The sequence below is a fragment of the Pseudoduganella lutea genome, assembly GCF_004209755.1.
In the GTDB taxonomy this organism is placed as follows: domain Bacteria; phylum Pseudomonadota; class Gammaproteobacteria; order Burkholderiales; family Burkholderiaceae_D; genus Rugamonas; species Rugamonas lutea.
This window is the reverse complement of record NZ_CP035913.1, coordinates 4,167,166-4,192,785: the sequence shown is the minus strand read 5'-3', so window position 1 is coordinate 4,192,785 and position 25,620 is coordinate 4,167,166. Positions and strand designations below refer to the sequence as shown.

The window sequence follows — 25,620 nt, the reverse complement described above, 5'->3', positions numbered from 1 at the left end:
GATTGCGGACGGCGAAGGTGCTATTTTACCGCCGCCGCCTTGCGCCGTCGCAGGAAACCCCGGCGGAGTTCCCTTTACACATGAGTTTTTGTCGAGAAACTTTACAGTTGACTGCCGAGCCGTTGAGCAGGCTCAGCCATATCATTGATTTTACTCAAGATTATATAGCTGGCATTATGCTTGCTTTAACTCTTGGTAACTAACCAACGGGAGCCGTCGTGCGAACCATCGTCAAGAATATTCTCGTCACCGGCGGCATGCTGATGGGTCTGCATACCGCAGCCCAGGCCGGACCGCTCCTCGTCGTCTCAAACGGCATCCTGATGGGTGCGCAGGGGGTGGAATACGATGGCCACCACTATAACGTGTCGTTCTCCGATATCCGTCCGACGAATACCACGATGGCGTTCAGCAGCTTCAACCAGAGCTGGGGCGCCTCGGAGGCGCTGTACAACGTCTTCCAGGACGTGTACGACACGAACCCGGCCCGCACCAACGGCTGTTCGAATTCGCTCAGCTGCCTGGTGGTGACCGGCTACAGCATCAACTTTCTCGGCGTGACCGGCGTAGGCTACACCAATACGGCCAGCAGCTATATCGATCCGGTCATTCCCTTCCTCGTGGTGGGCAATGCGGCGAACCAGTCGGGTGTCACTTATGCGCACTGGTCGATCCAGCCGGAGCGGCAAGTCGTTCCCGAGCCTTCCACCCTGCTGCTGTCGGGCCTCGGCCTGGCCGCGCTGGCGGTGCGCCGAAAGCGCCTGGCCGGCAAGACCGTTGCATAACAGAACCGGAAACCGCGGCAACGCGGAATTGCCAGCCGATACGCTTATAATGTCGGCTGTTCCGCTTTCCCTCTCTGATCCGTTATGCAAGCTAGCACTCTCGGCGCCCCCATCGAGGCCGGCGCCGCATTGGCACATTCGGCGGCGCCTGCCGCCGACCTGTTCGTCAACATCGCCGCCTACAAGTTCATCACGCTGGACCATCTCGAAGAACTCCGCCCGCGGTACCAGGACATCACGCAGCGCCTCGGCCTGAAGGGCACGATCCTGCTGACGCCCGAAGGCATCAACATGTTCCTGTCCGGCACCCGCGCCAATATCGACGAGTTCATGGTCTGGGTGCGCGCCGATGCGCGCCTGGCGGACCTGGAAGTGAAGGAAAGCCTGTCCGCCGAGCAGTCGCACAAGCGCATGCTCGTGAAGATCAAGGCCGAGATCATCACGATGCGCATGCCGCTGATCAAGCCGGAAGAAGGCCGCGCGCCGTTCGTGGACGCGAAAACCCTCAAGCGCTGGCTGGACCAGGGCCACGACGACAAGGGCAAGCCGGTGGTGATGGTGGACACCCGCAACGACTTCGAAGTGGACGTGGGCACGTTCGACAACACGGTCGACTACCGCATCAGCAAGTTCACCGAGTTCCCGCAGGTGATCGAAGAACACAGGGCCGACTTCGAAGGCAAGACGGTGGTCACCTTCTGCACCGGCGGCATCCGCTGCGAAAAGGCGGCGATCCACATGCAGAACATCGGCTACGACAACGTCTACCAGCTCGAAGGCGGCATCCTGAAGTATTTCGAGGACGTCGGCGGTGCCCACTACACGGGCGACTGCTTCGTGTTCGACTACCGCACCGCGCTCAATCCGCAGTTGCAGCCCACCGAAACGGTGCAGTGCTTCGCCTGCCGCGCCATCGTCACCCCGCGCCAGCAACTCGCACCGGAATACGTGTACGGCGTCTCCTGCCCGCACTGCCACGGCAAGGAACAGGCCTGACCCGATTCCGGGCCCGCCGCAATAAGAAAATGGCCAGGCAAATGCCTGGCCTTTTTTCATGCAACGGCTGCGCGCCGTCGCATCAGTCGAAATACGCCGCCACCATCCGCAAGTCTTCCACGGACAGCACGCCGGCCGCCGCGCGCATGCGCAGCAAGGCCTGCAGGTAGCCGTAGCGGGCCTGCGCCAGGTCGCGTTGCGCCGTATACAGCTGGCGCTTGGCGTTCAGCAGGTCGAGGTTGATGCGCACGCCGCCCTTGATGCTTTGCTCGGTGGCTTTCACGAGGAGATTGGCCGAATCGACAGCCTTCACCAGCGCATCGATGCGCCGCACGCTGCTGGTCAACGTGTTGTAGTCCTTGCGCAGCGCGGTCAAGGTCTTGTCGATCTGCGCCTGCAGGTCTTCCTCGGCCTTGCTCTTGTTGGCCGCGGCCTGCCGCGCCTGCGCGCTGATGGCGCCGCCGTTGTACAGCGGGATATTCAGCTGGAAACCGATCGCATGCGAATCGATGTTCTGGTTGATCGTGTTGACCGAATCGGATTCGCTTTTCTGGTAAGAGCCCACCAGGTCAAGGCGCGGCGTGTGGCCTGCGCGCGCCTTGTTGAATTCCTGCCGCGCGATCTCGATCCCGTACTGCAAGGCCTTGATGTCCGGATTGTTTTCCATCGCGGTGCGCTTCCACTCGTCGAAGCCGAGCGTATCGGCCGGCGCGACGCGGAAGCCAGGGCGCATCGGGTCGAGCGCATCGACGTCGCCACCGATGATGCCGGCCAGCGTGGTCCGCGCATTGAGCACGTTGTCCTGCCCTTCCAGTACCTTTGCCTCGGCCAGGTCGAGGCGCGACTGGGTTTCGATCGCGTCCGTCTTCGTACCCTCGCCTTTCGCGAAGAGCAGGTCGTTGACCTTGCGCTGTTCCACATACATGTCGCGCTCGATCTCGGCCAGTGCCAGCTGGTCCTGCTGGAACAGCACCTCGAAATAAGCGGCGGCCACGCGCACGATCACTTCCTGCTGCTGGCTGTCGAACTGGGCGACGCTGTAGTTCGTTTGCGCCTTGCCCTGCTTGTAGCGGGCCAGCGCATCGAGGCTGATCAGCGGCTGGCGCAGCTGGACCACTTTCGAACGGGCGATATAGTGCTGGTCGCGTTCGGCCAGCGTGCTGCCGGGGAAGGACGTCACCGTGTGCGATTTGCTGCCGCTGACGCTGGCGCTGAGGGTCGGCAGCAGGGCCGAGCGGCCGATCGCCTGGTATTCCCTGCCGGCTTCGGCCGTGTAGAACGCGGCGCGGAACGCGGGGTCGTTCTGCAGCGCCGCCTGGTAGGCCTGCATCAGGCCCAGCGCGGAAGCGGCACCGCCGTGCAGCAGCAGGGCCGTGCCCAGCAGTACCGGAATGCGGCGCAGCACGGCGGCGCCCTGGTGTTTCCTTGTCCTGGTCATGTCCGTCATCAATCCTCCGACAGCGCCGAATGGGCACGGTCGATGACCGGCTTCATCAGGTAGCTCATCATCGTGCGTTCGCCCGTCTTCACGAACAGTTCCACCGGCATGCCCGGCACGATGTCCAGTTTCAGCTGCGCGATCATCTTCGCGCCTTCCGGCGACACTTTCGCCTTGACCTTGTAGAAAGCAAAGCCGGTCTTTTCATCGACGCTGCGGTCGGCCGCGATATGGATCAGCGTGCCGGGGATGTGCGGCGTCTTGTTGGTGTTGAACGCGGAGAAGATCAGTTCGGTCGGCAAGCCCACGTGCACACGGTCCACCATGTTGACCGGCAGGTCGCCTTCGACCACCAGCGCATCTTCGGCCGGCACGATTTCCATCATCTTCTGGCCGGGCGTCACGACGGCGCCACGGCTGAAGATGCTTCTTCCGACGACGATGCCGGCGACCGGCGACCGCACTTCGACGTTCTCCACTTCATAGGCATGCCCCACCAGGCGCGCCTGCAAGCCTTCCGCTTCCTTCTGCACGTCGGAAAGCTGGGTACGCACCTCGCGCTGGTATTCCTGCAGGCGTTGGGCGCCGCGCAGCTTCAGTTCCAGGACCTGGCGCTTCGAGCGCGCGATATTGCCGATGTCTTCCGAGATCGTGCCGCTGATCTGCGCGTGGGTGCGCTCCAGGTCCAGCAGGCGGGAACGCGGAATGTAGCCTTCCTTCGCCAGGTCGCGCGAACTGTCCAGCTGTTCCTTCAGGATGTCGAGCTGCGCCTTCTTGGCGATGCGCGATTCCTCCAGGCCCTTCGCTTGCGCATTCAGGCCTTCGATGTTTTCCTGCAGCGCGCCCAGTTCGTTCTGCAACGCCATCTGGCGCGACATCAGCAGTTGCGCCTGCAGCGACACGGCCTGCTGCACTGCCGGGTCGTTGCGGAATTCTTCCAGCGCAGCCGGGAACGGCACCGTCTTTTCGTTGCTCAGTTCAGCCAGCAGGCGTGCCTCCGCGGCGCGGGCCGTGAAATACTGGGTACGCGTGACGTCGGCGGCGGACTTCACCTGCACGTCGTTCATGCGCACCAGCACCTGGCCGGCCTTGACCACGTCGCCATCGCGCACGAGGATTTCGGACACGGTGCCGCCCGCCTGCAGCTGGATCGCCTTGCGGTTCGTTTCCGGTGCCAGGAATCCGGACAGTGGCACGCCCTTGTCGAGCGGCGCGGTGCACGCCCAGACCAGGAAACCCAGCACGCCGGCCAGCACGATGAACCAGCCCATCCGTGCATACTTGCGGTCATCGGTCTCGACGGTGATGGGGGTGACGTCGTGGCTGACGACGTCGGCTGCGCCCTGCGGCGCCTTGATGATATTGGACATGTTATTTCTGCTCCGTGGTGGCCGCCGCGGGTGCCGGGCTGGCCGGCTGCGCGGGCGCCGGCTGTGGCGCGCCCTGTGGTGCGGCCTGTGCGACCTGCGTTTCCGCCCGTGGTTCGGCCGATGGTTGCGCCGGCGTTGCCGCTGCCGGTTGCTGCGTTGCCGATACTGGTTGCTCCGCTGCCGGAGCCGGCTGCGGCGTTACCGGTGATGCCATGTTGGGCGTTGCTGTCACAGGGACCGCCTGCGGTCCAGTCGCCTGCGCTGCCTGTGGCCCGGCTGCCGGCACGGCCTGCGGGGCCGCCGGTTTCTGCTGTGTCGCAGCTCGCCGCTGTGCGGCTGGTTTCTGCTGTGCCCCCTGCTGTGCCGCCGCCTGCTGCTGGGCAGCTTGCTGGCCCGGCTGGCCCTGCTGAGCCTGCAGGCGCTTGGCCTGCTGTTCCTGCAGCGAGTTCAGCACGTCACGGGTCGGCCCGAACATGGCCGTGCCGCCCTCCTGCAATACCAGCAGCTTGGTGGTGGCGCCGATGGCGCTGGTGCGGTGCGTGATCAGCACGATGGTCTTGCCGCGCTGGCGCAGGTCGGTCACCGCGCGCACCAGGGCCGCTTCGCCCGCATCGTCGAGGTTCGAGTTCGGCTCATCCAGCACGAGCAGCGCCGGATCGCCATACATGGCGCGGGCCAGGCCCAGGCGCTGCTTCTGGCCGCCGGACAGGCCGGCACCGCCGTCGCCCAGCTTCCTGTCGTAACCGTCCGGCATGTGCAGGATCATGTCGTGCACGCCGGCGCGCTTGGCGGCTTCCACCACCTTTTCGGCGTCCACCTCGCCGAATCGCGCGATGTTTTCCGCGATCGTGCCGGAGAACAGTTCGATATCCTGCGGCAGGTAACCCAGGTGCGGACCCAGTTCCGCCTTGTTCCAGTGATAGATGTCGGCGCCATCGAGGCGCACCTTGCCCATCGCCGCCGGCCACACGCCCACCAGCAGGCGTGCCAGCGTCGACTTGCCGCAACCGCTCGGGCCGACGATGCCCAGCACGTCGCCAGGATTGATGCCGAACGACAGGTTGCGGATGACCGGCACGTTGGTGCCGGGCGGCGCGGCAGTCACGCCCTCGACGGACAGCTGGCCGGTCGGCTTCGGCAGTTGCATGCCCGACTCGCGTTTCGGGTTCGCCTGAAGCAGCTCGGTCAGGCGCTCGTAGGCACTGCGCGTGCTGGACCAGGTCTTCCACACGCCGATCAGCTGCTGTACCGGCTGCATCGCGCGACCGACCAGGATCGACGCGGCAATCATCATGCCCGGAGTCATCAGGTTTTCCAGCACCAGCAATGCGCCGAAACCAAGGATCAGCGACTGCAGCGACACTTGCACGAACTTGGTGATGGCGGCGATCTTGCCGGCCTTTTCGCTGGCATCGGCCTGCAGGTGCAGGAACAGTCCATGCGACTTGTACCACCGGCCCATCAGGTTGGGCAGCATGCCCATCGATTCGATGACCTCGGCATTGCGCAGATTGTTCGTGGCCAGCGTGGTCGACGTGATGGCCATGGCGTTCGCTTCGGCCAGCGGCTTGCGGGTGACTTTTTCATTGACGATGGCCAGCGTTACCAGGATGGCGGTGCCGACCAGCGCGAACACACCCAGCTGCCAGTGGAACAGGAAGATCACGATCAGGTAGATCGGGAACCAGGGCGCGTCGAAGAACGCGAACAGTGCGTTGCCGGTCAGGAACTGGCGCAGGTTCGTCAGGTCCGACAGCGACTGGCCAGCCGATGCGCCCGCCCGCTTCAGGTTCTGTTCGAACGCGGCCGTGTAGACGCGCTTGTTCAGGTGCATGTCGAAACGGGCGCCAACGCGGATCAGTACGAAGCTGCGCATCAGTTCCAGCGCCGACATCAGCATGTAAGCTCCCAGCATCAGTACCGTGAGCATCAGCAGCGTATATTCGTTGCGGCTCTGCAGCACACGGTCGTACACCTGCAGCATGTACAGCGACGGCACAAGCATCAGCAGGTTCGTGATGGCGCTGAAAGCGCCGACCGTGTAGAAGGTTTTCTTGAAGCCGAGCAGTGCTTGCTCGATTTCATTACGTACTGTGAGGAGGTTTTTCATTGGTAATGGCAGGTCAACAGTGCCGGCAAAAGCGGCACGTCAAGTCATCCCGTTTTGTTCAGGAAGGCGAGATTATCGCCCAAAACGCCAAAAATATGTGACACCCATCACATATATTTCATAGAAACAACGAGTTTCAAGTGTTCAGCCACTATTTGCCCGATGTGCCCGGTCCGCTTGCCAAGGCCTCCATGTGAGGCGCAGACGTAAAAAAACCCCGCCGTTCTGCAACAGCGGGGTTTTCTGCAAAAGCCGGTCAGGGACCGGCTTCGGACGCGTATTAAGCGTGGGTGATGATGCCGTTTGCGAACTCCAGGTCAGCCGGGGCCACACCGGTCAGGGTGATGGTGATGACTTCCTTGGTTGCGGTGTTCGAACCGAAGGCCGACGTTTCGACGATCACGTTGGTGCTCGTGCCGCTCTTCACGAAGAACACTTCCAGATCGGCGTTCACGCCCTTGGTGATGTCGCCGGTCGTGTTCAGCTTGTAGCCCGAACCGATGTACAGCACGTCGTCGCCAGCGGCGCCGAAGTTGACGATACGAGCAGCTGCCTGGTCTTCGTTGGCCAGGTAGATGTCGCTACCGGACGTTGCCGAAACCGAAGCGGTGGTCAACAGACGTGGCAGGTTGTAATCGTTCAGTTCGAACGATTCTTCCGCGAAGGCGATGTTGTCCTTCAGGCCTTCCAGCTGGGTCATCAGGGCTTGTGCTTCGCCCAGACCTTCAACGGCGTCGTTCAGGTCGTCCAGGGCTTCCTGGGCGGTATCAACAGCGTCAGCCTTGGCAACCACGTCTTCCGACAGGGCCGTCGTGTTGGCGGTCAGGAAGGCGTCGATTGCATCATTGAATGCAGCCAGCGCATCTTCAGCACCTTCTTCTTCCGCTTCAACTGCGGCTTCCAGCGCAGCACGCTCGTCGAGAATCTGTTCGACGGTCGGTGCTTCGTCTTCGTCCACGGTACCGGTCAGTTCGATCAACGCGCCCACTGCCACGAGTTCGTCTTCAGCGTCGTCGGACAGGTCCAGGACCTCGACAGCCAGGGCTGCATCGGCAGCAGCGGTAGCGGCGGCGGTAGCAGCGGTTTCGGCTTCTTCACGAGCGATCACGGCGTTCAGCAGGGCGGTCACGCCCTTGTTGTCGGCTTCGGTGATGTCATCGGCCAGCACCAGCTCGCCGTCGTCGTTCAGCTCGATAACGCCGGTCACGGTGCCGTCGTCTGCAACTTCGGCGTCAGCGTCGGCGTTGAAGCCGTTGTAGGCAGCAACAGCACCCAGCACAACCGCGCCTGCATCGGCAGCGGCTTCGTCAGCTGCTTCCACTGCATCGGCAGCGGTCGTCTGTGCTTCGATCGCGTCGGACAGGCCGGTGACCTTGTCAGCAGCGGCCACGGAGGTAGCGTAGGCCTTCTCGGCGTCAGCCAGTTCCAGCACCAGGGCTTCTTGCGCGTCGGACACCAGGGCAGCTTTCACAGCGGTCGAAGCGTCGACGTAACCTTCCACGCCGGCTTCTTCGATAGCTTCGCCAGCAGCAGTCACTGCAGCTTCGATATCTTCTTCGGTGGTGTCGGTGTCTTCGTCTTCGTCCAGGTCGGTTTCAGCCAGGAAGTCCGACACGGCGTCGTTGGCGGCATCCAGGGCAGCCAGGGCGTCAACCAGCACGAACGGCGTGCCAGCGTGAACCACATCATTGATCACTTCGGCCAGCGCGGCCGGGGTCACGGCAGCGGCGTACGACGCATCGGTCGTGATACCGGCGATGAATTCCTTGGCCAGGGCCAGGGCGTCTTCACCAGCGTAGCCAGCTTTCTCGGCATCGGTGTCCAGGGCGGCCGTGAACGCCAGGGCTGCCTTGGCCTTGTTGGAGAAAGCAACGTCGTCGGCGCCTTGTGCGCCGCCAGCGATGTCACGGACCACCAGGTCAACGGTGATACGGCCTTGGGTCAGCGCGTCGGCATAGAACTTCTTGCCGCCTGCATCGGCAGCGTGGCCGAACAGGTTCATGTACAGCTGGTCAACGATCTGTTCGTTGGTCTTGCCTGCGAACGCGTCCTTGTATTCCGGGGAAGCAGCGAAGGTAGCCGACACAGCCGACAGGTTGCCGTTCGCGGCTTCAACGATGCCTTCCCAGTAGTCCAGACCACCTGGGTCCGCTGGGCGGTTGAAGTATGCGACGTACAGTTCTTGCAGTGCGGCGTGGTAAGTAGTTGCCATCTAAAAGCTCCTGAGGGATCGTGAAAGATCAAAAGTCATCAATATTGCAGCCACAAGACAGTGTTCTGCAGCCCAATACCCGAATCATGACAGAAGGGACAAGTCGAAAATGTGATCACCATCACATTTTCAGCAGTATCTTCATCTTTTTTCAGTATTTTCCTAATACCAGTTGTTGGGCAAACAATTGGCGGCCAATTATCATTCAACTTTTATCAGAGCACAAGCCGGATTCAGATCGTTCTTTTGCCGCTTTGCACTGATGGCGACTCCCAAAATGCATGCTTCTTAAGGGAAAAGTTATGCGGACCAATGGCCTTGCCTTGTGTCCCCTCTTACTCGTGTCAATGAGCAGCCCGAATAAAAAAAGCCCCGCCAATACGCGGGGCTTTTTTATTTCATCTAAAAAACAGCCAAGGCAGCCTAGATTGCGAATCCACGCCGATAACGCTTCCCGCCCACTACTGCTTTTGCCACAGCGTGCCGCCGTTGACAGTGCGGTTCTTATCCAGCCGGGCATCGAAGATGTATCTGGCGCTGCCATTCTGTTCGCTGCCGAGGAGACCCTGCACATTCATCACGCCGGCCTTGCCGTTCGCGGCATCGCCATACAGCCGCCCATCATTACCCAGCACACCTTGTGCCGACAGGCCAAACTTCTCGGTACGCCCTACCAGGACATCGGCGCTGGTGGCAAAGCTCCGGGCCCCGAAATCCACCGTCAGCTTGCCATTACTCATGGTCGCGGGACTTTCAATGCGCTTGCTGCCATAGTCGGTATACATATATACCTCGCTTTGCATCAGCTTGAAACCCATGGTTCCCCGTTCGGGCGCCACATAATCCTTGCCAGGCATGCGATACAACACGAAATTGCCGTTCATGGCAACCATGTCGCCCTTCTTGTTCTGCGTCAGGATATTAATCGGCGCCGGCTTGCCCAGTACTGGCTGCCAACGCCCCCAAATCACCTTGCGTTCCGGTTCCACGGGAATTGGATCGACCGGCACCACGACGACCGGTGGTTTTTCTGGCGGCAGAACCACGTCTGGCAGTTCTTCCGGCGGCAATGACCCGTCCGGTTTGTCCTCGCCCGGCCCGGTTGGCGGCTTATTCAGATTGGTCGTTACCGCACCAAGGTTGCTGGCTTTTTGCGGATCCAGGCTGGGCCCCTGCCCCATTGCCGAATGGCCGGAACCGCGCGCTTCGGGTTCGTCATTGCGCGGTGGCGAGACCTCGTCGGGCGATGCGTCGCCGCCCCGCAGGATTTCAGGCAAGGCCTTGCCGCGTTGCACGCGCAGCAACTGACCTTTCTGTGCCGCAAACAGCTCCCGGCTGGCAGTGCCTTCACAGGGGCCGGCGCCTTCCGGCCGGCAACTGCCGCCAAAGCCGCTCACCACCACGCCCCCGGCCAGCACGGTCACGCTGGTGGTCTGGCTGTCGGTGAACACAGTGAAATCGGTGCCGCGCACACCGATCGCCGCCACCGGGGTATTGAAGCGAAAATTCTGGCGCGCGGCCTTGACCGCGTCGCCGGAACGGGCACGCGCCACGCCCTTGACCAGTTCGAACTTGACTTGCGTATTGCCCGGATTGGCGTGGTCGACCTGGTACGTCACGACCCTTGCCTCGGAATTCGGGCGCAGGATGAACAGCCCGTTATCGACGGTTTTCACATACATGAAGCCATCGCCGCGCGTACGCAGCAACGCACCTTCGGCAACCGTTGCCCCGACCGTCGCGGCTTTGCTATCGAGCTCGCTTGAACCCGAAACGAAAATGATGGTTCCCGCATCGGCGGCCAGCGCGGATGACGCGCACAGCGCAAGAGTAAAGGCGAGGATAGAGGAAGAATGGCGCAGCATGACGTGGAATCCTTATTTCGCCATCGGTCATTGGTAGCAAGTAATAACGTGGGCTTCGGGTACGCGGGAGGCGGGGACACTGTGCATTTTAGCGGAAACTCAATGCACCACCGGGGGCCTTACATTTTGTAGCAAATGACATTGCCCTGAGGACTCGCGATATACTTGTCGTTTCCAATTCTGCCAGCCGCAACGTGCCGCGTCGTTTCCACGACCTTTTTCACTTCTCCAGGCTGCGCCATCCCGCTATCGTGCGGGCTGGCATCGCGATCCTGGCGGTGGCGATCACGCTGGCTGGCGAGCTGTTGTCCCATGGCGTCACCGCGTCCGTGCCCTACACCGGTTCTTATTTCGGTAACGAGTGGTTACGCGACCTGTTCCTGCAAGCCCGGAAAAGTGATGCGCCCGAACAACGGATCCTCGTCGTCGACATCGACGAAAGCAGCACCGGTGCGCTCGGGCCATGGCCATGGCCGCGCAGCCGGATCGCCGACCTCGTCGAGACCCTGCTGAGCCATTATGGCGTGCGTGGTGTCGCGCTCGACATCGTGCTGCCCAACCCCGCCGACGCCGACGGCGATCGCCGCCTGGCCCTGCTGTCGGAACACGGGCCGCTGGTGCTGGCCCAGGCCTTCGATTTCCAGCAGGGCCGGCCGCAGATGCTGCGGGAAGGTCAACCAGGCGGCGCGACGGGGCGATACGGCGCCCGGGGTGTTCCCGCGACCGGTTTCATCGCTTCGCACGCCGCGCTGTCCCGGCATGGCAAGGTCGGCAATATCGGCTTCGTGCCCGATGCCGATGGCGTGCTGCGCCGTGTCCCGCTGCTGACCCGTTTCGAGGGGCTCACCTTCCCCGCCCTCGGCCTGGCACTGGTCGACTGCTGCGGCACCGGCAACCATGCCCCGCTCGCCCTGGGGCGAGCCGACTCGGCGCGCGTACCGTACCGGCGCGACTGGAACGCCTATACCGTGGCCACCGCGGCCGAGATCCTTGCCCAGGCCTATGCGGCCGACGCGTTCCGTGACCGGCTGGTCATCGTCGGCTCCTCGTCGCTGGGGCAAGGCGACCGGGTCGCCACGCCGCTGGGCAGCAGCCGGCCCGGCCTGGGCGTGCAGGCCGAAGTGCTGTCGATGCTGCTCGACATGCAGGCCGGCGAGACCCCGAGGCCCTGGCCAGGCTCACTGATCGCCTGCCTGTTCGCGCTCGCCGCCACGCTGCTGGCGCTGATCGGCCTGCCCCGCCTGTCGGCCCTGGCGAGCGTGGCCCTGCTGGGCGGACTGGGCGTGACGTGGCTTGGCATGGCGTGGGCGCTCAGCCCCCATGACCCCGATTTCGTCACGACCGGCCCCCTCGGCACGCTTCTCGTGCTGCTCGCCCTCGCAGTACCCTACCAGTGGCAACAAAGCCAGTACCGGGCCCGGCACCTGCTCAATACGCTGCGCCAGTACGTGGCGCCCGAAGTGGTGGCGGAACTGCTGCAACGTGACGAGGACGACCCGCTCAAGCCGCAGGCATTCGATGTGACCACGCTGATCGCCGACATGGAAGGTTACACGGGCCACGTGGAATCGCTGCCGGTCGAAGAGGCGGCACGCCTGACCCGGGATTTCCTCGAATGCCTGACCATGCCCGTGATCGGGCACCAGGGCACGCTGGACAAATACACGGGCGATGGCCTGGTGGCGTTCTGGGGCGCCCCCCTGCCGGTCGCCCGCCATGCCGACCTGGCGCTCGACGCCGCCCGCCAGATCGTCGAACGCGTTGGCGAACTGAGCCGCCTGCGCGAGCAGGCCGGCCACGCGCCGCTGCGGGTGCGCATCGGCATCGAGAGCGGCATCGCCGTCGCGGGCGATTTCGGTACGGTCTTCCGCAGCATTTATACTGCTGTCGGCGACAGCGTCAATACCGCTTCACGCCTCGAACAGGCCGCACGCGATTTCCCGCACGATGTGATCGTCGGCGCGGGCACCGTCGAGCGGGCACGGCGCCATCGCTTCATATCATTGGGAGAGCGCATCTTGCGGGGCAAGGAAAAGCCGACCACACTATATTCACTTGCTCCGGAAAACGACATGCCGCTACCCTCCGCCCGAAACGCCACCTCATGATGCTGGCCCGCTTTTCCCTGCGCCTGCTGTGCTGGGTCTTGCTGGCGGCCCTGTGCCGCCCGGCCATGGCCCAGCCAGTGGCCGAAGATACCCAGGAGGACTATCGCAAGGCATTGCAGTCGATCGCGGACGGGCGCAAGGCCGACGCCATCGAATTGCTGGAACGCGTGATCCGCAAGGAGGCCAAGCATGCGGGCGCCTGGCTCGACCTGGCGCTGATCCGCTGTGCGCTGGGCCAGCGCGACGAGGCGGAACGGCTGTTCGTGCATATCGAACAGAATTTCGATCCCCCGCCCGGCATTACCGACCTGATCGCCGAATCGCGGCTGACCGGTTGCCGCCAATGGCAACCGCTGGGCCAGGCATCGTTCAGCGTGGGACGCGGCATGGCGCAGAACGTCAACCAGGGCACGAAGGCCAACGGTACCGACCTGGGGCTGCCCGTGGAACTCCCCGTCCTGGACGAGTTCCGGCCCACGCACGACCAGTTCAACGCGGTGACGCTCGACGTGGCGCGCGAGCTGACAGGCAATGGCATCATGGGCTTTGCGCAAATCCAGGGCCGCCGCTACGATCGCCTGCGCGACTACGACACGGCCTCCCTGTTCGGCGGCCTGGAGCAGGCGTGGCAATGGGGTCGCCAGACCGTGCGCGGCAGCGCGTTGCTCGGGCTCGTGACGCTGGGCGGCCACCTTTACCAGCGCCAGACGCAGTTCCAGTTGCGCACGGCGCTGCCGTGGACCTTGCCCTATGGATTGAAAACGCAGGTATCGGCCAACGTCAACATCCAGAAATACCTGACCCTGCAGAATTTCGATGCCAAGACGGTGGAGTTGCGCAGCCAGCTGTTCTACCGGAATGACAGCTCCTACGCCTCGGCCGGCATCGGCTATGCGCTGGATCGTGCGGATGCCGACCGCCCCGGCGGCGACCGGTCGGGCTGGTATTCCAACCTGCTCGTGCGCCACCAGCTCACGCGCGACCTGACAGGCGAACTCGGCGCCAGCCGCCAGACCTGGAATAACGATACCGAATATTCGCCCGGGCTGATCGATATTGTCCGCAAGCAGCGCACCAGCGCGCTGCGCACCATGCTTAGCTATGCCGTCGGGCGCAACCACTCGCTGGTGCTCGAGGGAAGGTTCATCCGCAATAGCGAGAATATCCCGTTGTTTCAGTACAATGACAGGCAGGTACAGCTTAGCTGGCAATGGCAGAGTCAATAGCAATGGGCAATGAAAGTACAATGAAAGTCAGTAACGACCTGAAGCCGGCGGGCGCGACGGACCCGCTGCATCTGCAGGTCCACTTGCGCAAGATCCCGTTGCTGGCCGAGTTGACACCGGAACAGCTGGCCCAGGTGGCAGCCGAAATCCGCATCCGGCAATACAGCAAACGTGAGATCGTGCTGCACAAGGGCGGCAGCGGCGATGGGCTGCTGTTCCTCCTTGCCGGCCAGTTGCAGGTCATGGACATCACCGAGGAAGGCCGCGCGGTGGGCCTGCGCCTGCTGGCACCCGGCGACTTCTTCGGTGAAATCGCGCTGATCAACAATTCGACACGGTCGGCTTCCGTCGTGGCGATTTCAACCGTCATCGTGGCCTTCCTGCCGGCGCAGGCTGCCCTGCACCTGTTTTCGCACGTTCCCTCGGTCGCCAGGCAGGTATTGCGCCACCTGGCGCAGAAAATCCAGCGGGATTCGGAATTTCGTGCGCTGCTCAGCATCAACAACACGACGCGACGGATCTACGCGTACCTGCTGTTGATGAAGACCAGCACCGCGGACGGTTACGTGGTCGAAAACCTGCCGACGCACCAGGATATCGCCAACATGATCAACACCAGCCGCGAAACCGTGACGCGTGCGCTGCTGACCCTGGTGCAGCAGGGCATCGTTCGTAAGGATAACCAGCGGCTGATGATCGTCGAACCGGAAAAGCTGCACGGCCTGGTACATCGGGAATAAGGCCCAGACAGGTAACAGAAAGCAATTACTCTGTATCAACCTGTTACATCTATGGCAAGCCGAGTGCGCTATAATGCGCCCTCCCGAAATTCCTCCTTGCGCCACACGCGAGCTCAACGTTTCCGATGTCTTCACCTACCTTCCACGCCAGGGGTCCCGCTTGATTTCGCGTGCTTTGCTACGCGGAATCTGGACCTATCGCGGCTTCATTGCCGGCAGTGTGAAACGCGAATTCCAGTCGAAGTACCGCAATACCATGCTGGGGGCGACGTGGGCAGTGTTGAGCCCGCTGGCGATGATACTCGTCTATACGTTGATCTTCTCGCAGGTCATGCACAGCCGCCTGCCCGGTATCGCCTCGCCCTACGCCTACAGCATCTACCTGTGCGCCGGCGTGCTCACGTGGGGGCTGTTCGCCGAGATCACGTCGCGCGGGCAGGTGATGTTCATCGAGAACGGCAACCTGCTGAAAAAGCTCAGTTTCCCCCGCATCTGCCTGCCCATCATCGTGGTGGCGAACGCACTGGTCAACTTCGCAGTCGTGTTCGCGCTGTTCATCGCCTTCCTGCTGGTCACGGGCCAATTCGCCGGCGTGCCGGTCGTGGCGATGGTGCCGGTGCTGCTGCTGCAGGTGCTGCTGGCGATCGGGCTCGCGCTGGTGCTGGGCATCCTGAACGTGTTCTTCCGCGACGTGGGACAGTTCTTCAATGTGGCGATCCAGTTCTGGTTCTGGCTCACGCCCGTGGTCTACCCGTTCTCGATCATTCCCGAGCCCATGCGGCCCTGGATGGCGTGGAACCCCATGGTGCCGGTCATCCAGAGCTACCAGCGCATCTTCGTCGAAGGCCTGTGGCCCCGTTGGGAAACGCTGGCCTGGCCCCTGTTCGTGGCGCTGCTGCTGTGCATCCTGGGCCTGAAGCTGTTCCGCAAACGGTCCAGCGAAATGGTGGATGAACTGTAATGGGCGGCAATCATGGGTAGTATCTCGGTCCGCGGCCTCGGCAAGGCCTACAAACAGTATGGCAAACGCTGGTCGCGCCTGGTCGAATGGGCGCTGCCCATGCTCGGCACCCGGCACACGCTGAAATGGGTGCTGCGCGATATCGACTTCCACATCGAGGCAGGCGAGGCCGTGGGCCTGATCGGCGTGAACGGCGCCGGCAAGAGCACGCTGTTGAAACTGATCACGGGTACCACGCAGCCCACCATCGGCACGGTCACCACGCAGGGCCGCGTGGCGGCGCTGCTGGAACTGGGCATGGGTTTCCATCCCGATTTCACGGGGCGCCAGAACGTGACGATGTCCGGCCAGCTGCTGGGGCTGACGGTTGAAGAGATCGCCGGGCTGATGCCGCAGATCCTCGAGTTCGCGGAAATCGGCGATTACATCGAACAGCCGGTGCGCGTATATTCCAGCGGCATGCAGATGCGGCTCGCGTTCGCCGTGGCCACCTGCGTGCGGCCCGACATCCTGATCGTCGATGAAGCGCTGGCGGTGGGCGATGTCTTCTTCCAGCAAAAGTGTTTTGCCCGCATCGAAAGCTTCACCAAGGCGGGAACCACGCTGCTGTTCGTGTCGCACAGTGCCGGCACGGTGCTCAATATCTGCAACCGTTGCATCTTCCTGCGCGGCGGCCAGGTGGCATTCGACGGCGTGCCGGCCGATGCGCTCGACCTGTATCAGGCTGATCTGCTGAGCCGGCTCGACCAGGCCGCCGACCAGTTGCAGATCCGCGCCGCCACGGCCCCGGTGCCGCCGAAGGAACACCTGGTGGCGTTGACGGGCAAGACAGGCAGCATCACGACGCCGGCCGCCGATTGCGTGCTGGTGCGGCTGCTCGACGCGCACGGCGCGGAACGTACCACGCTGATCGCCGACCAGGCCGTGACATTGCAGATCGAATACCTGCTGCATGAGCACCTGCGCGATCCTCACGTGGGTTTCAAGATCCGCAACCGGTTCGGCGCCGTACTGTTCGAGACGAACAGTTACTGCATGCGCCATGCCGCCGGCCCCGGCCTTCCCGGCAGCGTGCTGACGGCCAGCTTCGCCCTGCCGCTCTCCTTGTTCCCCGACGAGTACACGATCACCGTCGGCCTGGGTGAAGGCGGACACGGCGAAGGTTCGTTCGAACGCGTTCTCAACTACCTGCACGAGGTACACAGCTTCGTCGTCGCGCCCAATCCCGAAGCCATCACATGGAGCGGCCTGGTCAACCTGCAACCGCAACTGCAGTTCAGCACGCGCTGAACCACATTGGAATAGTTATGTCAGAACTTCGTGCAACGTCGCTCGACCGGCGGGAAGCCGCCGCCCTGATTTCCGGCCTGTACCGTGCCCTGCTGGGCCGCGCCGCCGATCCTTCGGGCCTCGCCTACTGGACCGGCCGCCTGATGGACGGCACGCCCGTGGCGGACGTACTGGCCGCCATCACCGCGTCGGAAGAATATGCGCAGGCGCGCACCGTGGCCCACGACAGCGACGCGACAAGGCAGCGCGTGCTGGCCACCGCCGCGCCGCTGCTGCGCCGCGAACTGACCATCGTCGATATCGGTGCGCAGGAACTGGAAGGCGAAAGCCATGTCTATGCCCCCCTGACCGGCGCGGGCCTGCCCTACCGGATCATCGGCTTCGAGCCGCAGGAAGACAAGATCGAAGCCAGCCGCCGCGCCAATCCCGACAGCCGCGTCACGCTGTATCCCACCTTTATCGGCGATGGCGGCCGGCACACCTTCCACATCAATAACGAAGACGCCACTTCATCGCTGCTGCCGCTGAACGACGCGCTCAACAGGGAGCTCGTCGACCTCAGCCATCTCGCCACGGTGCAGCGCCTGGACGTGGCGACCAGCCGGCTGGACGACGTGCTGGCCGGCACCGGCCCGGTCGACTTCCTGAAACTGGACATCCAGGGCTTCGAGCTGCCCGTGCTGCGCCACGCACAGGACGTATTGGGCCGAACCAATGTGATCCACTGCGAAGTTTCGTTCGCGCCGATCTACGAGAACCAGGGCCTGTTCTCCGAAGTCGAACAATTGCTGCGCGCAGCCGGGTTCCACTTCATCGACTTCAGCTCGCAGTGCCACTACGCCAGCCATTGCCCGTCGGGCAACCGGTCGCGCGACCGCCTGGGCTGGGGCGACGCACTGTTCCTGCGCGCCCCCGATGCGCTTGATCCCGATGCCCTGCTGGCCCAGTGCCTGACCCTGCTGCTGGTGTACGACAAGCCGTCGCTGGCCGAATCGCTGGCCCGGCGCTTCGATGCCATTGGCGGAACCGCGCTGGCGGCCGCGTTCGCGCAGGAGCGCGCATGAGCTTTATTTCCTACTCGCAGAACTTCGAGGACGTGCTGTTGTGGCGCGCCCTCGGCCACGTGCAGAACGGCTGCTACATCGACGTGGGCGCCAACGACCCGGTGCTGCACTCGGTAACGAAGGCGTTCTACGACGCCGGCTGGCACGGCATCAACATCGAACCGATGCCGTCCTACCGCCAGCCGTTCGAACAACAGCGCCCGCGCGACATCAACCTGACGTGCGCAGCCGGTGCCGCGCCGGGTGAACTCATCCTGTTCGAAGTGCCCAGCATGAACGGCTGGGCCACGACCGATGCCGGCGTAGCCGCCATGCACCGCGCGCAGGGCTATGAAGTCACGGAAACGCACGTGCCGGTGCACACGCTGGCGGCCATCTGCGAACAGCATGCGCCGCGCGACATCCACTTCCTGAAGATCGACGTCGAAGGCTTCGAGGCCGAGGTGCTGAAGGGCATGGACTTCGAACGTTTCCGGCCATGGATCGTCGTCGTGGAAGCCACGCTGCCGGGCAGCCGCGAAACGAACCACGATACGTGGGAACACCTGGTGACGCCGCACCGCTACCGCTTCGCGTATTTCGATGGCCTGAACCGCTACTACGTGGCCGAGGAACACGCCGGACTGATGGCCGCGCTGACGGTGCAGGCCAACGTGTTCGACGAATTCGTGTCGCATCACCTAGTTGCAGCGCAGGAGGAGAACAGCACGCTGGCAGCCCAGGTGGGCAGTCACTGGCAGCGGGTGGAACAGCAATCGGCATTGCTCGAAGAGCGGGGGCAGCAACTGGACCACGCCGCGCGCGAGCTCGAACGGATCGATGCCGCGTTGCGCGAAGCCGCGCAGGCGATTGCCGCCGGCCACGAGAAGGCCGAGGAACTGAGCGCTGAAATACGCGCCGCGCAAGACCGCGAAAAAGCCCTGCATGCGGACCTGCTGCGCACCGACGAATGGGGCCGCAACCTCGAACAGCGCCTGCTGGCCGTGTATGCGAGCACGTCGTGGCGCATCACCGCGCCGCTGCGCTACATCGCCCGCCGCGGGCCGGACAGCCTGCCGAACATGGCGCGCCGCAAGGCCAAGGGCGCCGCGCGCCGCACCCTGCGCTGGCTGACGGCCCAGGAGTCGCTGCGCCGCACGCTGCTGCCCGTCATCGACCGGTCGCCATGGCTGCAGGCCTGCGTGGCACGCTTCCTCACGGCCGCCAAGAGCGCCACCGCCGATACGCCGGCCGCGACGGCGGCGGTGCCGCACCAGCTGCGCGACCTGCCGCAATCGGCCCGCACCGTGCTGGCCGACCTGCAGCGCACTTACCAGAAACAAGATCAAGCAAAGTCCTGAACCATGCGTCTCGTCATCGATCTCCAGTCCTGCCAGAACGGCGCCGCCCACGATCGCGAAGGCGTGCTGGCACAGGCGCGCGCGCTGGCGCAACAGGCCGGCCAGGCAGGCAAACACACGGTGCTGGTCGCCATGGCGGGCCGGCACGCCGAGCATGTCGATGCGTTGCGCCACGCGTTCGACGGCGTGCTGCCGCCCGAACGGGTGCTCAGCTACGGTACGCCCGCCCCGGGCACGCCGTGGAGCGACCACGCGGCGCGCCAGCTGCGGCTCGGCTTCCTGGCTTCGCTGGACGCCGATGCCGTCTACATGCCCGGCGTGCTCGATCATCCGCAGCCGGGCGCGCTGGCCGATCCAGTGCCGTCGGCGCTGAACGTGGCCGGTATCGGCAACGTCGCCGTCGCACCCGGCCCCCTGCTGGAACAGGCCGCGCTCGTGTTCGTGGGGTCGTCCGCGGAAGAGCGCCGCCTGGGCGCCCTGCTGCCGAAGGCCACCGTTGTCACCGTGCCGCTGCAGCCGGAAGCGGCCGCCACGCGGATCTGGGCGGCCCTCGAGAATGCGGTCAAACCCCGCACCCAGGCGCCGGTGAGCGGAAGGATGAGCGAAAAGCCGCGCCTTGCCTACATCTCGCCGCTGCCCCCGGAAAAATCCGGGATCGCCGACTACAGCGCCGAAGTGATCGCCGAACTGGAAGCGCATTACGCCATCGAACTGGTGCTCACGCCGGGCGCTGTGCCCGATGCTTCTCTGGCGCGCTTCCCCGTGCGCGATGCAGCCTGGTTCATGCAGCACGGCGACCTGTTCGATCGCATCGTCTACCACTTCGGCAATTCGAACTACCACAAGCACATGTTCGCGCTGCTCGAGCGGCACCCGGGCATCGTGGTGCTGCACGACTTTTATCTTTCCGGCGTGCTGGACAACATGGAGCGCGACGGCGACGTGCCGGAAGCGTTCCTGAACGCGCTGTACGCGTCGCACGGCCACACGGGCATGCGCCACCACGCGGAGCACGGGCGCAACCCCACGATCTGGGCTTATCCGTGCAACCTGCCGGTGCTGAAGAACGCGGCCGGCGTGATCGTGCACAGCGATTTCTCGAAGCGGCTGGCCGAGCGCTGGTATGGCCCCGGCAGCGCCGATGGCTGGCGCACGCTGCCGCTGCTGCGCGGCGGCGCGCCCGCCGACCCGGCGGCGTTCCGTGCCGAAGCCCGCCAGGCGCTGGGTGTCGGCAACGACGACTACATCGTCAGCGCCTTCGGCATGCTGGGCGCGACCAAGCTGAACGACCGCCTGCTCGATGCCTTCCTCGCTTCGCCGCTGGCGCAGGATCCGCGCTGCCGCCTCGTGTTCGTGGGTGAGAACGAAAGCGGCCCGTATGGCCGCGAGCTGGCGCGCAGGATCAGCGAACTGGGAGGCAAGGTGCGCATCACCGGTTTCGTCAGCGGCACCGACTATGCGCGCTGGCTGGCCGCCAGCGACACGGCGGTGCAACTGCGTGCGCAGACGCGCGGCGAAACCTCCGCCTCGGTACTCGATTGCCTGCTGTACGGCGTGGCCACCGTGATCAATGCGCACGGCGCGTCGGCCGACCTGCCGGGTGACGTGCTGGTGAAGCTGTCCGACGAATTCGCCACCGAGGACCTGGCGGCCGCGCTGGCCCGGCTGCACGCCGACGCGCCGGCGCGCCTGGCGCTCGGCGAACGGGCGCGCGCCTTCGTGGCAAGCGAACATGGCCCGGCCCAGGTTGGCCGGCTGTACGTGGAAGCGATCGAGCATTTCGCGCGGCATGCCCGCCCCGTGCACTACCGTCGCATGCTGGGCGCGCTGGCCGCGCACGGCACGCCGCGCCCGCCGAACGACGGTGCGCTGGTCGAGCTGGCTGGCCTGATCGCCGGCAATGCGCCACCGGCGGCGCCACGGCAACTGCTGGTCGACATCTCGGCGCTCGTGCAGACCGACCACAAGACCGGCATCCAGCGGGTGGTGCGCAGCGTGCTGCTGGCGATGCTGAAGGATCCGCCGCCCGGCTATCGGGTCGAACCCGTGTACAGCGAAGGCGGCATGCGCAGCTACCGCTACGCGCGCGGCTTCACGTTCCGCATGACGGGTGGCCAGGCGCCGCAGCTGGAAGACGCGCCGGTCGAACTGGCCGCGGGCGACATCTTCCTGGGCCTCGACCTGGCGTCGAACATCACCACGCAGAACGAGGCGCTGCTGCTGCAGATGCGGCGCCGCGGCGTGCGGATGTGGTTCGTCGTCTACGACCTGCTGCCACTGCTGCTGCCGCACGCCTTCCCCTACGGTACCGGCAAGTACTACGGCGACTACGTCAACACGATTACGCTGGCGGCGGACGGCATCGTGGCGATCTCGCGCTCGGTGGCGCAGGAACTCCACGACCTGCTGGCCAGCCGCCCGAACCGCCGCGCCACGCCGTTGAAGCTCGGCTACTTCCACCTGGGCGCCGACATCGACGCCAGCGCGCCGTCTGCCGGCCTGCCGCCGGATGCGGAACAGGTACTGGCCGCCGTGGCGGCGGCGCCCACGCTGCTGATGGTCGGCACGCTGGAACCGCGCAAGGGCCAGGCGCAGGCGCTGGCCGCGTTCGACCTGCTGTGGGAACGCGGCGTGGAAGCCAATCTCGTCATCGTCGGCAAGAACGGCTGGCTGATGGATGCGCTGGCCAAGCGGCTGGAAACGCACCCGCAACGCGGCACCCGTCTGTTCTGGCTGCCGGGCGTGTCCGACGAGATGCTGACCCGGCTGTACGCGAACTGCGCCGCGCTGCTGGCGGCTTCCGAGGGCGAAGGCTTCGGCCTGCCGCTGATCGAGGCGGCGCAGAAATGCCTGCCCGTGATCGCGCGCGACATTCCCGTGTTCCGCGAAGTGGCCGGCGAACACGCCTTCTACTTCGACGGCAAGGAGCCCGCGCAGCTGGCCAGCGCCATCAAAGCCTGGCTGGCGCTGCGCCGCGCCGGCAGCGTGCCGGCCTCGAGCCGGATGCCCTGGCTGACGTGGCAGCAAAGCGCGCAGCAACTGGTGGATGCGGTGGTGCATGGCCGCACGCATGCCAGCGTGGAAGGCGGCGACATCGCGCCGCAACTGCTGGTCGACGTGTCGGCCGTGGCGCGCGACGACCTGAAGACCGGCATCCAGCGCGTGGTGCGCGCGCAGCTGTTCGAACTGCTGCGGCTGCCCACCACGCGCTTCCAGGTGCACCCGGTGTACCTGACCGACGAGGGCGACCGCTGGCACTACCGCTACGCGCGCCGCTACGAGCATGCGCTGCTGGGCACGGACGACCATGGCGTGGTGGACGACGAAGTGCGCGTGGGCCAGGGCGACGTGTTCTACGCACCGGACTTCTTCCCGGGCGCCGTCACCGAGGCGGCGCGCACCGGCCTGTACACGCGCTGGCGCGCGGCCGGCGTGTCCGTCAACTTCCTCATCCACGACCTGCTACCCGTGCTGCGGCCCGAATATTTCCCGCCGCGCACGGATGCCGTGTTCGAGAGCTGGATGAAGGCGGTGGCCGCCAACGGTGACCGGCTGATCTGCATCAGCGGCGCCGTGGCCGATGAAACGCGCGACTGGCTGCAACAGCACATGAGCGACCAGCCGCTGCCGGAGCTGGCGGTGGTGCACCATGGCGCAGACATCGATGCGTCGCGCCCCAGCACCGGCCTGCCCGATGACGCGCCGGCCGTACTGGCCGACATCGCCGGCGCGCCATCGTTCCTGATGGTGGGCACGATCGAGCCGCGCAAGGGCCACATGCAGGCGCTCGACGCGTTCGAGCAGCTGTGGGCCGATGGCGTGGATGTGCGGCTGGTGATCGTCGGCGGCGAAGGCTGGAAGGGCTTGCCGGACAGCCAGCGCCGCACGATCCCGGCGATCATGGCGCGCCTTGCCGCGCACCCAGAGCTGGGCAAGCGGCTGCACTGGCTGCGCGGCATCACCGATGAATACCTGGAAGCCGTCTATCGCGCCAGCGCATGCCTGCTGGTGCCGAGCGAGGGCGAAGGCTTCGGCCTGCCGCTGATCGAGGCCGCGCGCCACGACCTGCCGGTGATCGCGCGCGACATTCCCGTGTTCCGCGAAGTGGCGGGCGACCACGCGCACTATTTCGACGGCACCTCCGGCGGCGCGCTGGCCGCCAGCCTGCGCGAGTGGCTGGCCCTGCACACGTCCGGCAGCGAGATCGCTTCGGCCGGCATGGCATGGCAAACCTGGGCCAGCAATGCCCGCCAGCTGGCCGACCTGCTGTTTGGCCCGCACTCGACGGAAACTCCCGCATGACCGAACAGAACGCCTCCTCCCCATCGCTCGAGCCGACCGCGCATGCGCCTTCGCGTGCCGGTGAACCGCCGCTGGTCGTCGACCTGGACGGCACGCTGATCTACAGCGACATGCTGTGGGAATCGCTGATGCTGTTCCTGCGCCTGCATTTCCTGCAGGCGTGGCGCCTGCCCTTCTGGCTGTTGCGCGGCAAGGCGGGCTTCAAGCACGCGCTGGCCGAGTGGGTGCAGCCCGATCCGGCCACCCTGCCCTACGACCGCGTGCTGGTCCAGGAAATCGCCGCCCAGCGCCGCGCCGGGCGGGTGATCGTGCTTGCCACCGGCAGCCAGCGGCTGCTGGCCGAGCGCATTGCCCTCCACCTGCAGACGATCGACCACGTGTATGCCACCGACAGCGATGTCAATTTCACGTCGGCAAACAAGGCATCCGGGCTGGTACAGCGCTACGGCAACGGCGGCTTCGACTATATCGGCAATGCCCGGGTCGACATCCCCGTATGGCATGTGGCCCGTGGCGCCTATTCCGTGGGCAGCCGCCCCTTCAGGCTGCCGGATGGCCGCGCCACCGAACGGATCGGCGACGAGCGGCGGCCCATGCTGCCGGCGCTCGTCAAGGCGATGCGGCCGCGCCAGTGGCTGAAGAACCTGCTGGTATTCGTGCCGATGCTGGCCGGCCATGCGCTGGACGCCAGCCACCTGCTGCAGTCGCTGCTGGCCTTCCTCGTGTTCTCGATGTGCGCTTCCAGCGCCTACCTGCTCAACGATGCACTCGATGCGCCGGACGACCGCCTGCACCCGACCAAGTGCCGGCGGCCCATCGCCGCCGGGCATCTGCCCCTCTCGCTGGCGCTGTTCGCCAGCCCGTTGCTGGCCTTTGGCGCCCTGGCGCTGTGCCTGGTATTCAATCCGCTGCTGGGGGGCTGCTGGCCATCTATTTCGTCAGCACGCTGGCGTACTCGTTCCGCCTGAAGCGGCTGTTGATGATCGATATCGTCACGCTGGCCCTGCTCTACACCTTGCGCGTGCTCGGCGGCGGTGCCGCGACGGGCATCACGCCGTCGTTCTGGCTGCTGGGCTTCTCGTTCTTCATCTTCCTCAGCCTGGCGCTGCTGAAACGCTACAGCGAGCTCTACAACCTCAATGCACAGGGCAAGGACAAGACCAGCGGGCGTGGCTATACGGTGGACGACCGGACGCCCGTGGCCGCCATGGGCATCAACAGCGGCTTTCTCTCGGTGCTCGTGTTCATTCTCTATTTCAATTCGGACCAGGTGCTGGAACAATACAGCACACCGCAATTCCTGCTGCCCGTGGTGCCGCTGATCGTGTTCTGGCTGGGCCGGCTGTGGATCCTGGCCTACCGCGGCCAGGTCAACGAGGACCCCGTGCTGTATGTCAGCAAGGACAAGGTCAGCCTCATGACGATCGCCGCCTGCGTGGCCCTGGTCGTAACCGCCACTTTCTAGAAGGCCGCCATGAACTCTCCGATCGGATACCTGTGGTGTGCCGGCGCAGCCCTCGCCAGTGCCCTGTCGACCCTGCTGATCAAGTATGCGGCACAGGCCGGCCCTGACTGGAACCTGCCTCGCCTGTGCTGGCTGGGTGCCGCCGTGGGCAGCTATGTGCTGGGCTTCGCCTGCTATTCGCTGGCGCTGCAGAAATTGCAGATCAGCCTCGCCTATCCCGTGATGACGGCCATCACGATGGTCATGGTGACGGCACTGGGCTGCGTCGCCCTGCAGGAACCGCTGGCGCCGGCAAAACTGCTCGGCATCGCCCTCATCATCGCCGGCGCGTTCGTGCTGGCCCGCTAA

18 protein-coding genes are annotated in these 25,620 nt (G+C 64.7%); 13 read left to right on the top strand and 5 right to left on the bottom strand.

The window, feature by feature from the left end:
- Positions 1-218: 218 nt before the first annotated feature.
- Both EWM63_RS17830 and EWM63_RS17825 read left to right on the top strand, forming a co-directional pair.
- Positions 219-785: a PEP-CTERM sorting domain-containing protein gene (locus EWM63_RS17830; RefSeq protein WP_130187736.1), complete on the top strand. Its 567-nt coding sequence runs from the start codon at positions 219-221 to the stop codon at positions 783-785.
- A gap of 84 nt (positions 786-869) precedes the next feature.
- Complete coding sequence (locus EWM63_RS17825) at positions 870-1,781, top strand: sulfurtransferase (protein ID WP_130187735.1); 912 nt, start codon at positions 870-872, stop codon at positions 1,779-1,781.
- A gap of 82 nt (positions 1,782-1,863) precedes the next feature.
- Here EWM63_RS17825 and EWM63_RS17820 read toward each other — a convergent pair whose 3' ends face one another.
- From EWM63_RS17820 to EWM63_RS17800, 5 genes are all read right to left on the bottom strand, one after another.
- Positions 1,864-3,228 carry a TolC family outer membrane protein gene (locus tag EWM63_RS17820; protein ID WP_229487356.1) on the bottom strand — a complete coding sequence of 455 codons (1,365 nt, stop codon included), beginning with the start codon at positions 3,226-3,228 and terminating at the stop codon, positions 1,864-1,866.
- The gene (locus EWM63_RS17815; RefSeq protein ID WP_130187734.1) at positions 3,228-4,589 is read right to left on the bottom strand and encodes an HlyD family type I secretion periplasmic adaptor subunit; all 1,362 of its coding nucleotides are present in this window, start codon (positions 4,587-4,589) and stop codon (positions 3,228-3,230) included. Before EWM63_RS17815 ends, EWM63_RS17820 begins: the two co-directional genes overlap by 1 nt.
- 1 nt (position 4,590) lies before the next feature.
- The gene (locus tag EWM63_RS17810) at positions 4,591-6,699 is read right to left on the bottom strand and encodes a type I secretion system permease/ATPase (protein ID WP_130187733.1); all 2,109 of its coding nucleotides are present in this window, start codon (positions 6,697-6,699) and stop codon (positions 4,591-4,593) included.
- A gap of 280 nt (positions 6,700-6,979) precedes the next feature.
- Positions 6,980-8,911, bottom strand: coding sequence for a DUF4214 domain-containing protein (locus EWM63_RS17805; protein ID WP_130187732.1), 1,932 nt, complete (start codon positions 8,909-8,911; stop codon positions 6,980-6,982).
- Between the two features lie 461 nt (positions 8,912-9,372).
- Positions 9,373-10,776, bottom strand: coding sequence for a FecR family protein (locus tag EWM63_RS17800; RefSeq protein WP_130187731.1), 1,404 nt, complete (start codon positions 10,774-10,776; stop codon positions 9,373-9,375).
- A 194-nt stretch (positions 10,777-10,970) separates the two neighbouring features.
- Between EWM63_RS17800 and EWM63_RS17795 the strand changes: the two genes are divergently transcribed.
- From EWM63_RS17795 to EWM63_RS17745, 11 genes are all read left to right on the top strand, one after another.
- Entirely contained in the window at positions 10,971-12,884 is a 1,914-nt protein-coding gene (locus EWM63_RS17795) for a CHASE2 domain-containing protein (protein WP_229487355.1), read from the top strand.
- Positions 12,881-14,110: a tetratricopeptide repeat protein gene (locus EWM63_RS17790; protein ID WP_229487354.1), complete on the top strand. Its 1,230-nt coding sequence runs from the start codon at positions 12,881-12,883 to the stop codon at positions 14,108-14,110. Before EWM63_RS17795 ends, EWM63_RS17790 begins: the two co-directional genes overlap by 4 nt.
- 20 nt (positions 14,111-14,130) lie before the next feature.
- Positions 14,131-14,850: a Crp/Fnr family transcriptional regulator gene (locus EWM63_RS17785; protein WP_130187730.1), complete on the top strand. Its 720-nt coding sequence runs from the start codon at positions 14,131-14,133 to the stop codon at positions 14,848-14,850.
- Between the two features lie 160 nt (positions 14,851-15,010).
- Positions 15,011-15,811, top strand: coding sequence for an ABC transporter permease (locus EWM63_RS17780; RefSeq protein ID WP_307720785.1), 801 nt, complete (start codon positions 15,011-15,013; stop codon positions 15,809-15,811).
- Between the two features lie 12 nt (positions 15,812-15,823).
- Positions 15,824-17,101 carry an ABC transporter ATP-binding protein gene (locus tag EWM63_RS17775; RefSeq protein WP_130187728.1) on the top strand — a complete coding sequence of 426 codons (1,278 nt, stop codon included), beginning with the start codon at positions 15,824-15,826 and terminating at the stop codon, positions 17,099-17,101.
- Between the two features lie 17 nt (positions 17,102-17,118).
- Positions 17,119-18,165: an FkbM family methyltransferase gene (locus tag EWM63_RS17770; protein ID WP_130187727.1), complete on the top strand. Its 1,047-nt coding sequence runs from the start codon at positions 17,119-17,121 to the stop codon at positions 18,163-18,165.
- Positions 18,162-19,505 carry an FkbM family methyltransferase gene (locus tag EWM63_RS17765; protein WP_130187726.1) on the top strand — a complete coding sequence of 448 codons (1,344 nt, stop codon included), beginning with the start codon at positions 18,162-18,164 and terminating at the stop codon, positions 19,503-19,505. Before EWM63_RS17770 ends, EWM63_RS17765 begins: the two co-directional genes overlap by 4 nt.
- 3 nt (positions 19,506-19,508) lie before the next feature.
- On the top strand, positions 19,509-23,807 hold the full coding sequence (locus EWM63_RS17760; RefSeq protein ID WP_130187725.1) for a glycosyltransferase: 4,299 nt from the start codon (positions 19,509-19,511) through the stop codon (positions 23,805-23,807).
- On the top strand, positions 23,804-24,775 hold the full coding sequence (locus tag EWM63_RS17755; protein WP_165390857.1) for a UbiA family prenyltransferase: 972 nt from the start codon (positions 23,804-23,806) through the stop codon (positions 24,773-24,775). Before EWM63_RS17760 ends, EWM63_RS17755 begins: the two co-directional genes overlap by 4 nt.
- Positions 24,776-24,783: 8 nt before the next feature.
- Positions 24,784-25,272 carry a hypothetical protein gene (locus EWM63_RS17750; RefSeq protein ID WP_207221110.1) on the top strand — a complete coding sequence of 163 codons (489 nt, stop codon included), beginning with the start codon at positions 24,784-24,786 and terminating at the stop codon, positions 25,270-25,272.
- Between the two features lie 9 nt (positions 25,273-25,281).
- Positions 25,282-25,620, top strand: coding sequence for a DMT family transporter (locus EWM63_RS17745; protein WP_130187722.1), 339 nt, complete (start codon positions 25,282-25,284; stop codon positions 25,618-25,620).

Excerpts from the sequence above, each read along its gene's own strand:
- EWM63_RS17805 (WP_130187732.1), bottom strand. The coding sequence starts at position 8,911 with ATGGCAACTACTTACCACGCCGCACTGCAAGAACTGTACGTCGCATAC.
- EWM63_RS17765 (WP_130187726.1), top strand. The coding sequence starts at position 18,162 with ATGAGCTTTATTTCCTACTCGCAGAACTTCGAGGACGTGCTGTTGTGG.
- EWM63_RS17825 (WP_130187735.1), top strand. The coding sequence starts at position 870 with ATGCAAGCTAGCACTCTCGGCGCCCCCATCGAGGCCGGCGCCGCATTG.
- EWM63_RS17770 (WP_130187727.1), top strand. The coding sequence starts at position 17,119 with ATGTCAGAACTTCGTGCAACGTCGCTCGACCGGCGGGAAGCCGCCGCC.
- EWM63_RS17790 (WP_229487354.1), top strand. The coding sequence starts at position 12,881 with ATGATGCTGGCCCGCTTTTCCCTGCGCCTGCTGTGCTGGGTCTTGCTG.
- EWM63_RS17755 (WP_165390857.1), top strand. The coding sequence starts at position 23,804 with ATGACCGAACAGAACGCCTCCTCCCCATCGCTCGAGCCGACCGCGCAT.
- EWM63_RS17820 (WP_229487356.1), bottom strand. The coding sequence starts at position 3,228 with ATGACGGACATGACCAGGACAAGGAAACACCAGGGCGCCGCCGTGCTG.
- EWM63_RS17800 (WP_130187731.1), bottom strand. The coding sequence starts at position 10,776 with ATGCTGCGCCATTCTTCCTCTATCCTCGCCTTTACTCTTGCGCTGTGC.
- EWM63_RS17785 (WP_130187730.1), top strand. The coding sequence starts at position 14,131 with ATGAAAGTCAGTAACGACCTGAAGCCGGCGGGCGCGACGGACCCGCTG.
- EWM63_RS17815 (WP_130187734.1), bottom strand. The coding sequence starts at position 4,589 with ATGTCCAATATCATCAAGGCGCCGCAGGGCGCAGCCGACGTCGTCAGC.
- EWM63_RS17775 (WP_130187728.1), top strand. The coding sequence starts at position 15,824 with ATGGGTAGTATCTCGGTCCGCGGCCTCGGCAAGGCCTACAAACAGTAT.
- EWM63_RS17760 (WP_130187725.1), top strand. The coding sequence starts at position 19,509 with ATGCGTCTCGTCATCGATCTCCAGTCCTGCCAGAACGGCGCCGCCCAC.
- EWM63_RS17745 (WP_130187722.1), top strand. The coding sequence starts at position 25,282 with ATGAACTCTCCGATCGGATACCTGTGGTGTGCCGGCGCAGCCCTCGCC.
- EWM63_RS17810 (WP_130187733.1), bottom strand. The coding sequence starts at position 6,699 with ATGAAAAACCTCCTCACAGTACGTAATGAAATCGAGCAAGCACTGCTC.